Origin of the sequence: Prosthecobacter sp., assembly GCF_020439865.1 — a bacterium.
Taxonomy (GTDB): domain Bacteria; phylum Verrucomicrobiota; class Verrucomicrobiia; order Verrucomicrobiales; family Verrucomicrobiaceae; genus Prosthecobacter.
Genome location: NZ_JAGRPF010000024.1, coordinates 1 through 12,976, shown reverse-complemented (window position 1 = coordinate 12,976; position 12,976 = coordinate 1). Strand labels below are relative to the sequence as shown.

The 12,976-nt window shown below is 59.9% G+C and carries 8 protein-coding genes; 2 read left to right on the top strand and 6 right to left on the bottom strand.

Annotated elements, in window-relative coordinates:
- From KDL09_RS02085 to KDL09_RS02065, 5 genes are all read right to left on the bottom strand, one after another.
- Complete coding sequence (locus KDL09_RS02085; protein ID WP_294380831.1) at positions 1–1,488, bottom strand: AMP-binding protein; 1,488 nt, start codon at positions 1,486–1,488, stop codon at positions 1–3.
- A complete protein-coding gene (locus KDL09_RS02080; protein ID WP_294380828.1) occupies positions 1,442–2,479 on the bottom strand; it encodes a patatin-like phospholipase family protein in 1,038 nt (345 codons plus the stop codon). The genes KDL09_RS02085 and KDL09_RS02080 overlap by 47 nt, the downstream gene beginning before the upstream one ends.
- A 207-nt stretch (positions 2,480–2,686) precedes the next feature.
- Positions 2,687–4,069 carry a proton-conducting transporter membrane subunit gene (locus KDL09_RS02075; protein WP_294380827.1) on the bottom strand — a complete coding sequence of 461 codons (1,383 nt, stop codon included), beginning with the start codon at positions 4,067–4,069 and terminating at the stop codon, positions 2,687–2,689.
- Positions 4,070–4,079: 10 nt separating this feature from the next.
- Complete coding sequence (locus KDL09_RS02070; RefSeq protein ID WP_294380826.1) at positions 4,080–5,435, bottom strand: proton-conducting transporter membrane subunit; 1,356 nt, start codon at positions 5,433–5,435, stop codon at positions 4,080–4,082.
- Between the two features lie 35 nt (positions 5,436–5,470).
- Complete coding sequence (locus KDL09_RS02065; protein ID WP_294380824.1) at positions 5,471–8,404, bottom strand: DUF2309 domain-containing protein; 2,934 nt, start codon at positions 8,402–8,404, stop codon at positions 5,471–5,473.
- Between the two features lie 428 nt (positions 8,405–8,832).
- Here KDL09_RS02065 and KDL09_RS02060 point away from each other — a divergent pair, with 428 nt between their 5' ends.
- Positions 8,833–10,317, top strand: a complete 1,485-nt coding sequence (locus KDL09_RS02060) for an alginate export family protein (protein ID WP_294380823.1) — start codon at positions 8,833–8,835, stop codon at positions 10,315–10,317.
- A 139-nt stretch (positions 10,318–10,456) separates the two neighbouring features.
- Positions 10,457–12,082, top strand: a complete 1,626-nt coding sequence (locus KDL09_RS02055) for a SulP family inorganic anion transporter (RefSeq protein WP_294380822.1) — start codon at positions 10,457–10,459, stop codon at positions 12,080–12,082.
- A 99-nt stretch (positions 12,083–12,181) separates the two neighbouring features.
- Here KDL09_RS02055 and KDL09_RS02050 read toward each other — a convergent pair.
- A partial coding sequence (locus KDL09_RS02050) for a sensor histidine kinase (RefSeq protein ID WP_294380819.1) occupies positions 12,182–12,976 on the bottom strand: 795 nt, incomplete at its 5' end.

Genomic DNA, 12,976 nt, shown 5'->3' with positions numbered 1-12,976 from the left:
TTAGGAGCTGAGCGCCACATGAGTGGCTGCGGGTTGGGCTTTGGGGCGATGATCGACAAGTTTCTCCTCCTTCAGAAGGCGGCCTATGCCCAGCCGATCACGCAGGTCGGAGAGTTCATGGAAGTGAAGCCCGTTCGGCGTGATCTCAGTGGCTTCGTGGAAGCGGCGGGACACGGCGAGTTCGAGTTCGGATTCGCGCACGCCGGGTTCGGCGGTGAGATGGAGATGAACCTCATCGGTTTCGAGCGGATCGTCATGCCGTTTGCGCAGCTCGATCTGCCATGCGGCGATGCCTTTTTGATCATCAAGCAGGTGCTCGAGCAGATTGAAGTTCACCAGCGTTCCTTTGAGCTTGTCCACGTGCAGTTCGCGCACTTCGCTGACACGCGAAATGGGACCGACCAGTCTCGGACAGGTGCGCCCGCAACTGGGGCACTTTTCCCAAGTCAGTCCGCCTTCGGCGATGTCGCCGGTGCGGTAGCGCAAAACCACGGTGCCGCGTGCGTCGAGCGGGGTGAACACAATCTCACCTGGATGGCCGTCGGGCACCAGTTCACCCGTTGTTGGGTCGATGAGTTCTACAATTCCGAGGTCCGGACTGAGATGATAGCCGGTAACCTCGTGGGATTTGCCGACGCACTCGGGAAAGGCCATCTTTGCCTCGGTGAACCCGTAGGTCGCCATCACCTGCGCATCCGGGCTGCCCAGAGCAGTGGCCAGATCGCGCAGACGGGCACGGAGTCCATCAGCCACCTTTTCGCCCCCGAGAACGAGGCGTTTCAAGTTGGGCCACTGCCTGCCGGTTTCGTAGGCTTCACGCAGCACATGGTAAATGAACGTCGGCATGCCGATCAGGATGTCCGGCTGAATTTTGTCGATAAGCTTGATGTTGCCGTCGGTGCCGAGCGTCTTGCCGCCGCCGGTGCTCAGCATGAATGTGCCGAAGCCTAGGCCCGCGTGATGCGCCAGCCAAAAGGCGAGATGCGGCGCATACGGGAAGAGATTGATGTGCTTGAACTCGCGTTCGGAACGCCCTGCCAGCATCAAACGGCTGCCGCTGATATCGAGATTGTGCAGGTCGTGCTTGGTGTAGAGAAACGGCACGGGATCGGATGACCGCCCCGTGGTGCTGGTGAGCAGGATCGGACGAAATTCGGCTTCAGCATGCTCTTTGGCTGCGGCACGACCGTGCATCAGCACATCAATCCACATCGAGGGGTCGCGGCGAAGCACCAGTTCGTCAGGAACGAGAACAAAGTCTCGCGGAGTCACGAGATCCTTCTTTGAAGTCATTGGAACACGACTCCAGTCTTCGAGCGACCGGATGTCGAGCGGGTGCACGCCCTGCTCTTCGAAGACGCGCCGATAGTGTGCGCTGAAGGGAATGACACGACGAGAGAGGTAATCACGCAACTGCGTGATCTGCCACTGACGCCAGGCGTCAGGCGGCGTGGAGTCCCAGTCGGGAGTTTTGTGGAGAAAGTTCATGGCTGATTGTCTCCTGGTTGAGGTTGGTTTCGGTCTGAAGAAGGGCCCGAATGGCAGGCAGCGCGTCGCTTGCAGCGTCGCGTCCGGCCTGCAGATACTGCCCAAAATTCTCGAAGTCATGCCAGGTCGAGGCGGCAAAGCGCGGATGGATGACCACATCTGCGGCGGCCTCCTCCTTGGCGATGAGATGAAGCTGTGCCGCCATCAAAGCGCGGCGGAAAGTGTCGAGCACATTCCCGTAGGCGAGAAGGTTCACCTTCTGCCAGAAGGAGCGGAACATGCGCGAGAATACTTGGAACGCAGGCTTGTCCCCCGACATGAACGTGCGGTCGCTGTTTGCTTCAAAGTCGTCCGGTGTCGGCATGACATTCACGGCGATGACACGATCCAAAGGAATGCGTTTCTTGAGCAGGGTGACGGGCAGAGGCTCGGAAGCACCGCCATCCGTGTAGCGGCGTCCATCGAGGGTGACCGGGGCGCACACGGCCGGAATCGCAGAACTGGCATGCACGGCATGCGAAACGATGCCGGAGTCAAACACATGCGGAGTCAGCCGGTCCAGATCCGTGGCGATGACGATCAGTGGCTTCTCGAGCTCTGCAAAGGTCTTGGACCCCAAATCGCGTTCGAGATGCCGACGAAGCTTTTCCCCTCGGATCAGTCCCTGAGACGGGGGAATGATGAAATCCATCAGCGACTTCAGCGTCGCACGATCCTTGATCTCGCGAGCGCGTTCCTCCAACTGGGCTCCATTGAGTCCGGAGGTCCAAAGTGAGCCCACATAGGCACCCATGCTGCAGCCGGCGACAGCGGCGATGGGGATGCCTTCTTCTTCAAGCACTTGTATGACGCCCGCATGGGCCAGTCCACGTGCACCACCACTCGAAAGCACCAGGCCGATCCGAGGTATTGTTCTTCCCCCTGAGCCGTGCTTGGAGCTTTCTTCAGCACGACTCCATCCCCGAATGGGAAGTTGGAGTTGGGCGTTCATGGCCTGCGGTGGTTGTTATCTATTTAGACCGCTGATCTGAGAAATTTGTTCAAAAGTCAGGAGTCTCCACCCATTGATACGCGCATGCGATCTCCAGCGACGTCATCGCCCGCTCAATCCAAGTTGATTCGATCACGAAAAATGCACGTCGCACCGAGTGCTCATTGATCACACACGTCAGTCACTGCTCCAGCGATCGAACCGAGATCAGTGACTCTCGACGCCAAGCGCCTGCTCCATGACATGAGCGGCTTCAGAACGCCAGGCGATGATGGTGCCTGGCAGCAGTCCGCCGCAGATGAGAAACACCGCGCACGCGGCGAGCGGCCAGCGCTCGCGCGGAAGGGCATCTGGAATATCAATGACATGCTTGGGCAGAACACCCAGGAAGAGGATGCTGAAGAGGCGAATGAGATTAATTGCGTTAAACGCTGTCGCGACGAGCAGCGCGAGGCCGATGTACGGATGGCTCTCTAGCGCCCCGTGAAACAACAAATCTTCCGCACAGTAGCCCAGAGTGCCGGGCAGGCCGATGAGGGCGAGGCCGCAAACGAGGAAGAACGTGGCAAGACGCGGAGCCTTGACCGCGAGGCCAAGGTGGCTGGCGGGATCCGCAACGCCCGCGACGCGAACTTCAAGCACACGAACAATGCAAATCAATCCCGTCGAGGCGGCTGAAACCACCAACCAGTGCAGCAACGCACCGGTGATGCCCTCGGCATTGGCTGTGGCAATTCCTGCGAGGATGAATCCGGCCTGCGAAACACACAGCAGCGCAAGAAGACGGCGCGGCCTGTTCTCAGCCAGTCCGCGGATGCTGGTGATCAACGCGGTGGCAATCGCAACGGTGCTGAGGATGTCGAGCGCATGCCTGGCCGCCTGCGGCAGCGCGTGCGCCTCCGATCGGGCGATGAGCAAAGCGCCGAGGTGACCATTGAACAGCAGCGCCGTGGGCAGCAGCGGTCCCTTTTCGAAGGCGCTCAACATCCAGCCGTGCAACGGAAACACGCCCTTCCGCAGGATGACGGCGAGAATGATCAGGCCAAAGGCAACCATGCTGGCATGGGAGAGATCTTCGATCTCCGTGGTGTGCATGATCACCACTGCGGCGGTCAAAGCAACACAACTGGCGATGAGAAACCCCTGGCTGAGTTTTTGCGAACGCTGCACGCCAAACAAGCGCAGCACAAAAGGCAGGCTGGTGAGCCACCAGCCCGCAGTGAGGGTGACCAAATCTGCGGCGGCATAGGTAATCTGCGTGGCGAGTGAAATCAGCAGCATGCCCGCAAGCGCACTGCCGCTCGCGTCACGTCTGGGCGCGAGCACGACGAACACCAACGTGAGCGCTGCGTAGAAGGCCATGGGCACAGCGTCCAGTCCGTCCGCCTCGAAACACCTCAGCAGCGGATCGAACAAACGCCCGTGGCCGGCAACGATGACTTCACGCGCGGCGAGCAGAAAGCTCAGCAACGCGACACAGGCGGCGACAATGGCTGTCGCCCGCGGTTTCTGAGATCGCAGGGAAAGAAGGGCGCCCGCAAACAACGCGGCAACACCAGCAGTGAGGTAGGGAAGTGAGAGGTATTCCATGTGAGAGACTTCAGGAGGCTGCGGTTTCCGATTTGCTGGCGTGTTGTTCTGCATCCGGGCCCACGGCCTCCCACCCGGGTTCAAAGATGGCCAGCATGCGGGCGCCCCAGAGCAGCGGCGCTATGATAAAGCGATTCAAAATCGAATCGTAAAATCCGCGTCCGAGTGCGAAGCGGTAGAGCCAGATCTGAATGCCACGCGGAAAAAGCGCTTCGAGATGTTCTCCCGTGGGATCGATCTTGCCGCCGGCCGCCGCATGCACGCGGTGGTGGTCACGCAGCATGGAAGGAGTGCGCAGGAACTGAAGTGTGCGCAGGATGGCATGGCTGACGATGTGAATGATGGCAAAGGTCGTCCAACCGAAGCCGATCTCGGCAAAGATAAGGCCGAGTTGAGTCTGCGAGGCGTAGGCCAGAGAAGTTTTGGCATCAGCGCAGGTTCGATGGACGAGCGTGCCGAGCAAGGCGGTGGTCAGCCCCACGAAGATGACCAGGGCGGTTGCCACCCAGGAAACGCGAAACAAAGGCTCGATACGGAGCAGCAGGTAGGCACCTGCATGTACGGAAATAGCGCCGTAGAACACCGCGCTGGAGGGCGTGGGCCCCTCCATGGCACGTGGCAGCCAGCCACAAAACGGCCCCTGCGAAGATTTGCCGCTGGCGGCGAAGACAAGCAGCACGGCGATGATGCTGATGCTGGCCGCGCTTCCCTGGAGATTGTGCACATGGCCCGGCCACTCACCCGAAAACATGCCCTCCCATGAAGCGGTGCCAAACCAGTGGTGGGCGAGGAAGACAGCCACCAGCATGAACAGATCGGCCACACGATAAGTGGCAAACACCCGCAGTGCGTTGCGAGCGGGATCCATGCGGTATTGGAAGAATCCGATGAGCAGGACCGAGGTGATGCCAACGATTTCCCAGCCGCCGATGAGCAGGTCGAGCGAGTCAGCGGTGAACACGAGAAGCGCGCCAAAGGTGAACAGGTGCAACAGCAGGAAGAACCGGTAGAAGCCAGGATCACGATGCAGGTAACGCACCGAGAACGAACCAACAACACCCGCGAGAATGATGGTGACGGCCACGATGGGGAACGAGAGGCGGTCAACGAGCAGCGAGAGAGGAAAACCGTAGTGCGCGACCGTGAACCAGTCACCCAACGACACACGCAACGTGGTCACTCCAGACTGCCACATTTTATACCCTAGAATGAAGGCCCCGATCGTGAGAATCGCATAAACGGCCTTGGTGATCCGGGAGATCGCCTGCTCCGGCATGTGCCCGCCAAGGAGCCATAGGACACTCATGGCCAGGAAGACCACCAGCGGCGTGGATACAAGAATGAGGAGAATATTTTGAGGAGACATGGAAGCAAAGAGGAATGAGGAGCGGCCGGCTGATCTCAGGCGGCCTTGGCAACTTTGGGATCAATGCGGGCCAGTCCCAGATGCTCCATTTTGCCCTGATACCAGGCCATCGAACTTGGGACAACAGGCAGCGGTTCCTCGTCTCCTTCAAGTTTCTCAAATACGCCGTCGCGGTAAATCTCGATGTGACCATCGTCAGGATCCATGGTGGCGACACGGATCCACTTGTTGCAGACAAACTCCGTCAGCTCTGGATTCGCTTTAACGACGCTCATGAGACGCTCCGGCGTGCTTTCGATGACGAACAGGATGCGAACGGGTTCGTGAATTTCGACGGTCTGCACGGGCAGGCCGGTGCGCAGGTCCCCCTGATAACCGTTCATGACTCCCACGAGGCCGGAAACATTGTGCGGAAGCTTGGTACCGCTGCCATAGGTCTCGATATCGACGGTGGAGAAGTAGTATTCCAGATTGATGCCGCCACAGACGGGAATGACCGCGCCCAGCACACGCCCAAGCGCTTCGTTGGTCGGATCTTTTGTGGCGTCGTATGAGATCAAGAAGGCCCGGCGGTCCATGAACAAACCGCGGGTAAATTCACGGCGCCCGACATAGGCCACCGCGTTGGTGCAATGACCGTACTCCGGACGAGGCTCGCTGATGTGCTCCGCACGTTCCTGAACATGTCGAAGCGCGATTTCCGGCGTGCTTTCGAGATCTGCGGCGGCGAACCTTCGTGAACGTTCGTGGGCGCCGAGCGCGCGCGCCTTGTCCAGCGACTGGCGGACACGCGCCAGATCACCATGATGGGACTCAGGCATCAGATCCACGTCGAAGAACTGGATGTCGTCGCTGCAGGTGTCGTGGTAGCCACCGAGGAACCAGGTGTCCTCCGGAACAATAATGCCTTTGGCACGCAACGCTTCTCGCACCGCAGGGCGATTGGCGATCAAGGCGAACAAACGGGCGTTGGGGGCGCCTGTGCGGCCTCCGCAGGCACCGCAACAGTAAGCCGACTCATAGGGGTTGTTCAGACTGGTGGAGCCATGCCCAAGGATGACGACGAGCCGCGCATGCGCTTTGTGCATGCCCGCAGGGCCAAGAATGCCGGCGACGCGATCCGCCTGTTCCTGAGTGGTGAAGCCACGCATCAGACCCGTGGTAGCATCGCGCGAGGCTTCGTCGTCACGCATGTACGTGAATTCCGTGATGGGCTCGGGCAGGAAGGCGCGGTTCAGTCGCTTGATAAAACGACCGTAGGCAAGCGGACTCAGCACGCGCAGAACGAGCGGAAACAAGCTGAGGAAGCCCAGACATGCGGTGCTGATCCAGCCACGCACCAGCGTGCGTGAGGAAATGAAACCGTTGCGCACAATCTTGGCCCATGCACGGCGCAGATTCTGGCGCTGCTTGTGAACGTAGGAATGCTCCTTCACCGGCACCTCCCGCACGGTGTGCGCGGGTTTGACGACGACCGGGCAGAGAGAGGCACCATCGGCATCGTCAATGCCGGCGTAATCGATCGCCACCCCGAAGAAACCAGCGGCGCCGACGGTTTCGATGCTGGGATCGACCTCCTCAAGCGCCCGGCGAATGGATTCCTCACGTTCGTCGATGCAGAACATGACCTGAGCGGCCAGGCGGTCGCTCTCCGGTTGAATGGATGGAAGGCTGCGATGTCTTGCCAAAGGGATGAGGATTCGACGCTCGTGACGTCGCTCGTAGGCAATGTGGAGCAGTCGTCGGCGCTCGGTCTCGTTGCAGGCGATGATCTCTTCGTCGAGGCGGTCCCACTCTTCGTCGGAGAGGGATCGAAGCGTGTCGCTGGAAAGGCCGAGCAACTGCGCGACATCAAAAATACGGCCGATGTGCGCCAGCGGATCGAACCGTGGCGGCGGAAGCTGGAATGAATGCCATGACGTGGTGTCCCCGACAATGTCCTGCAACGCGGCGACGGTGTAGGTCAGCCGCAGCGCGAGAAAGTCCATAATGGAGCATTTCACACGGTCATGCGGAGCCAGAGTGACATCATTCTCCAGCATGCGCACCATGCCGGCCCAGCCACGGAGGGCGAGGAGTTCCTGCACGATGTAATCATCCCATTGGTCCTGGGGCACGGCGAGTTTTTCGAGGGCGTCCATCACGACGGCCTCCGCACTCATCTGCTTCGCCTCCTGCTGGACGAAAGCCTCTGCGACGCTCGTGAGATGGGCTGGAAATAACGCCAGAGGCTGCGGCATGATCTTTCGCGCAGCCTTGAGCAAGCCCTCTTCCCGCAGCGGCATGGGCCAGTAGGCGATGCCCTGGTCGAGATAAGCACCGGTCAGACGGATGAGCGGTGGGTGGATGATGGCGTCCATGTCTATGCCATGGCGCGCGAGCACGGCATCACGCGGCCGCACGGGCTTCGCGGGAGGAGGGGCGGGCTGGAGCTTCGCCCGTTTTTTACAGACGTCCCAAAGAGCCTGCGGCGTGTCATTCGCCAGAGCACGGGCGGCAGCCGCAGGGAGGTCGTGGCGGAAAGAAGTCAGCCAGTCCCCTTCCTCAATCTGCCAGGAAACGTTGATGCCGTTGACACGACGAACCCCGGGGATGAGCAGCACCCGCCGCAACTGGCGGCGCGTAAGCCTGCCGACAATGATTTCCGCGTCGGGTTCCCGTCGAAGCGTGTCGTCAATGTCTTCGTTCAGAATACGGCCCCGCGCATGCTCGCTTTGATAGGCCTCCTCGGCCATGTAGGGCTCTGCCCCGAACAGCTTTGCACCTTCCAGCACGGCCTCTTCAAAGGGCTTGTTCTGCAATGAATGAAGGGTGTTGTGATGTACAAAAACCCCGATCGGGCCCTGGGTGGGCAGGAAATGAGCCGCGTGATCCACTACATGACGAAGATGTCCGACAGGATCCCCCGGGGCGTGGCCACCTTGCGGGTGACTGTGATCACAGGTGTCGGAGTGGTTGTGCGTGCTCATTGAGATTTGGGTCCATTAAAAGCGTGCCGCACGGACTCTGCCATCCCTTTGAGAGGGGGTATTCAGCCACGGAGGGGGGGAACCCTCGGTTCCCAAGCCGTTTGCAGCCGTCCATTTCCTCCGAACGGCGAAGCGATCACAGCAGACCGTTTCGAATAGCCAGCGGACTTGGCAGGCGGCGACGACGCGGTGATCACAATGGAGCGGCCGGTCTCGTTTCACCCACCTGTTCCCATGTTGTAATCCATGACGAGAACAAAAGGAGGGGCCGTGGCGGCACCCCCGGCTACATGGCGGCAGTTTACCCTGCAGAGGGGACAGACTTGTTCGCCTGTGCCTGCGATTATAGGACACGTGCCAAAGTCGTGATTCCATTCTCCACCGCACCTGCGGAAGGAAAATGGTGCGCCGAAACCAGCTCATCCCATATGCAATCCTCACATCACACCAAAAAACTTCCCGGCGTCATCCATCGCGTGCTGCTTGCCGCAGCGATGATCGTTCCTGCCATGCATGCAAAGGCGCAGATGAGCGGCGGGCAGGCGGCCACGGCAGCTACGACCATCGCCCAGTCTGCAGGATTCGGCCCCACGAACTTCTATGACGGCAGACCTGATTTGAGCCGATACAGTATCGCCGACGGGCGGATCGTTTTTGACGAGCATTTCAACACCCGTTTCGAGGGACGCGAAAACAACAACGACTTCAACAGCGCCGTCAACAGCCCCACGGACGCCACCTGGTTGCTCACCCGCTTTCGTGTCGGTGCGTTGTTTCACGCCACGAGCTGGCTGAAGTTCTATGTGCAGGGCCAGGACATCCGCGAACTCGGCGGCAGCCGCCCGAACAACGTGGGAACCTTCGGTGCGGATGGTGATGATGTGTTCGACTTGCTGCAAGCATGGGTGGCCATCGGTGATGAAAATCACGGCCTCAGCCTGCGTGCAGGGCGGCAGGCATTCAACTTCGCCAACCAGCGGCTCCTCGGCAATCCCCAGTGGAAAAACTCCACTAATGCGTGGGACGCGGTGCGCCTGCGCTACTCAGCCTCCACCTGGGCCGCCGACCTTTTCATGGGCAGTCCGGTCACCTTCCTCAACAACCAGTGGAACAAGTCCGACTACTTCAACACGCATGAAGGACGCAACGCAGTTGTGACCGGCGCCTACTTCACCTCCTCCTCACTTATTCCATGGCAGAGCGCCACGGATCTCTACTTGCTGCACCAAGGATCCAGCAAGAACACGGGGGCGCCCGGGGCGCCTCTGGGTGCCGTCGGCTACTCCAACTTCTGGACTGTCGGCACCATGTGGAAGGGAGATCCGAAGAAGCTCCACAACTGGGACTATGACCTCGAGATGGCGCTTCAGTTCGGCAAGGCCGCTGGACTGAATCACCGCGCCTTCGCTGGTCACTGGGGTTTTGGCTACAACTTCTCCCACTCGTGGAAACCGCGCCTTGGCTTCCAATACAACTACGCCTCAGGTGACGGCAATCCCAACGATGGCAAGAGCACCACGTTCCAGAACATGTTCCCCGGCAACCACGCCCTCTTCGGCTTCATGGACACCACGGCCTGGATGAACATGCAGAACCCGCAGATCAACTTCTCCATCCAGCCGACGGAGAAACTGAAGCTCACCTGTGACGCGATGGCGTTCTTCAACGCCAACAACGGTGACGCTTGGTATGGCGCCAACACCACGACGGCTGTCCGCCCGGTCACCGCCTCCGCCCAGTCCGCCAGCAAATACCGCGGCATGGAGTTCGACATCAACGCCTGGTACAAGGTCAACAAGCACGTGTCCCTGCAGACGGGCTACGCCTACTTCCTGACTGGCAAATACCTGGCCCAGACCGGAGCCAGCGACAATGCCCACTTCGGTTATGCCCAGATGACCGTGAACTTCTGACCGACACCCGCAGACCACCAGACGGCCGAATCCCCCCTCCTCAGGGAGGGATAATACCCCGCCAAGGGGATGTTTTTCTGGAACACCTCATGCGTCTGTAGTGCCGCCCGCATCATCTACCACCTACATATCTTCAATCATGTCCGCTCCTGCTCCCACCGCCAAAGCTGAAGGCCCTACGCCAATTGGCAATCTCTCCGGCTTCAAGACCTACCTGAGCAAGGACATCCTGTCCGGCTTTCTGGTCTTCCTCATCGCTCTGCCGCTCTGTCTCGGCATCGCGAAAGCCAGCGGATGCCCGGCCATCGCCGGCATCTTCACGGCGGTAGTGGGAGGCATGCTGACCCCCTTCCTGAGCAATTCTGAACTGACCATCAAGGGACCCGCAGCCGGAATGATCGCCATCGTGCTGGGAACGGTAAATGAACTCGGCTACGAAAAGGCGCTCGCAGTGGGTGTGGTCGCCGGGTGCATCCAGATTCTGTTCGGTGCCCTCAAGATGGGGACTCTGGGAGAGTTTTTCCCTGTGGCGGCGGTTCACGGCATGCTGGCCGCGATCGGCGTGATCATCATCTCCAAGCAGATTCATGTCGCCCTGGGCGTCGCCGCCCATGCAAAAGAGCCTCTCGAACTCCTCGCAGAGCTTCCCGAGAGCATCATGAACATGAATCCAGAGATCGCCCTCATCGGCACCCTGGCCCTGGTCATCCTGTTTGGCCGCCTGTTTATCAAAAACAAGTTTGTCCAATCCATTCCCGGCCCTCTCATCGTGCTGCTGGTGGCCGTTCCGCTCTCCTTCTACTTCGACATCGGCCACAAGCATATGTACCAGTTTCACAACCACGCCTACGAAGTGGGACCGGACAAGCTGGTGAACCTGCCCATCAACATCCTCGACGGCATCAAGTTTCCGGACTTCTCCGCCATCACCTCGGGAGCCAGCATCAAATGGATTGTGATGTTCTGCCTCATCGGCAGCCTCGAATCGCTGCTCAGCGCGAAGGCCGTTGATCTGCTCGACCCATGGCAGCGCCGCACCAATCTGAACCGCGACATCCTGGCGGTCGGCGTGGCAAACACGCTCGTGGCCTTTATCGGCGGACTGCCGATGATCTCTGAAATCGTCCGTTCTTCCGCCAACCGGAACAACGGCGCCCGGACACGCTGGGCCAACTTCTGGCACGGTGCCTTCCTGCTCATCCTTGTGGCCAGCGTGCCGTGGCTGCTGAACCACATCCCTCTGGCGGCTCTTGCAGGCATGCTCGTCTTCACCGGCTACAATCTCGCCTCACCGAAGGAGTTTCATCACATGTGGGAAGTGGGCAAGGGCCAGCTCATCGTCTTTGTCTCCACTCTGATCGCCACTCTGGCCACGGACCTTCTCATCGGCATTGCGGTTGGCATCGTCGTGAAACTGCTGCAGCACATGATCAGCGGCACGTCATTTGGCAACCTCTTCAGCCCGCACACTGAAGTGGCAAAGGATGACACTCACACGGTGCTCAACGTCAAGAAGGCGGCGATTTTCAGCAACTGGCTCGGACTGCGCAAAAAGCTGCTTGGCCTGAATGACCATCCGAAGGTCAAAGTCGACCTTTCCGGCACACATCTCGTTGACCATACCGTCATCAAAAAGCTCGAGGAAATGGTTCAGGACTGGAAACTGGAAAATCGCGAACTCATCATCGTCGGCCTTGAGGATCATGAGCCGGTCTCCAGTCATCCTCAGGCCGCCAGATATCGGCGCAACCCGACAGCGGCATAGGCTGAATTTCCAACCTGAAGCGACGACGGCGGCGGCGATCTGAAATCGCCGCCGCATTTCTTTGGAGCAACCGCGACTCTCCACCGCCGGTTTCCTCACTCACCCCTCCTCGGTGGGCCGTGACTGCATCCGCACCGGGACCACCACCTCGATTCGCAACCCGTGAGGGATCATATTGCTGACGGTCAGTTCGCCACCGGACTGCCGGGCCCGGGCCCGCATGCCGACCATGCCGAGACTCGGACTTTGAAAGCCCCCTTCTTCGACAGGAGGAATCCCTTTGCCATTGTCTTCGATGCTCAGCTGGATGTTGTCTCTTTTGCGCAGCAGCCTTACCTTCACTGCCGTCGCCTCGGAATGACGGGCCACATTGGTAAGCGCCTCCTGGGCAATGCGGAACAGATGGGTCTCCGTTTCATCTGCGAAGCGGCCGGCACAATCCGACTCGTAGCCGACCTCCAGCCGGGTGCGCTGCGCAAATTTCTCCGTGAGCCAGCTCAGACCGGCATCCAGGCCGAAGTCATCCAGAATCACGGGGCGCAGCAGCTGGGCAAGTTCACGCACATTGGCTATCGACTCATCCACGAGGTGAAGACAGTCTGCGCGCAGTGCCTCCAGATCCTGGGTCGAGCCTCTCGTCAGATTAGCGCGCACGGCGGCCAGCGACTGCCCCAGTTCGTCATGAAGCTCATGCGAGAAACGCCGCGCCGCCGCCTCCTGGGTCTGCAGCATGTGCCAGGAGACGCGGGTCAGTTCATCCGCCTGCCACTCGATGCGGCGGATGCTCTTGCGGGCGAATGAGATCGTCAAAAACGCGCAAATCGCGGCCAGCACAAAGCTCGCCCCGAGCAGAAGCGCAGCGTCGTCGCTGAGGTCCTGGGACTGACGCTCGAT

Coding starts and splice junctions, on each gene's coding strand:
- KDL09_RS02060 (WP_294380823.1), top strand. CDS start 8,833: ATGCAATCCTCACATCACACCAAAAAACTTCCCGGCGTCATCCATCGC.
- KDL09_RS02085 (WP_294380831.1), bottom strand. CDS start 1,488: ATGAACTTTCTCCACAAAACTCCCGACTGGGACTCCACGCCGCCTGAC.
- KDL09_RS02075 (WP_294380827.1), bottom strand. CDS start 4,069: ATGGAATACCTCTCACTTCCCTACCTCACTGCTGGTGTTGCCGCGTTG.
- KDL09_RS02080 (WP_294380828.1), bottom strand. CDS start 2,479: ATGAACGCCCAACTCCAACTTCCCATTCGGGGATGGAGTCGTGCTGAA.
- KDL09_RS02055 (WP_294380822.1), top strand. CDS start 10,457: ATGTCCGCTCCTGCTCCCACCGCCAAAGCTGAAGGCCCTACGCCAATT.
- KDL09_RS02065 (WP_294380824.1), bottom strand. CDS start 8,404: ATGAGCACGCACAACCACTCCGACACCTGTGATCACAGTCACCCGCAA.
- KDL09_RS02070 (WP_294380826.1), bottom strand. CDS start 5,435: ATGTCTCCTCAAAATATTCTCCTCATTCTTGTATCCACGCCGCTGGTG.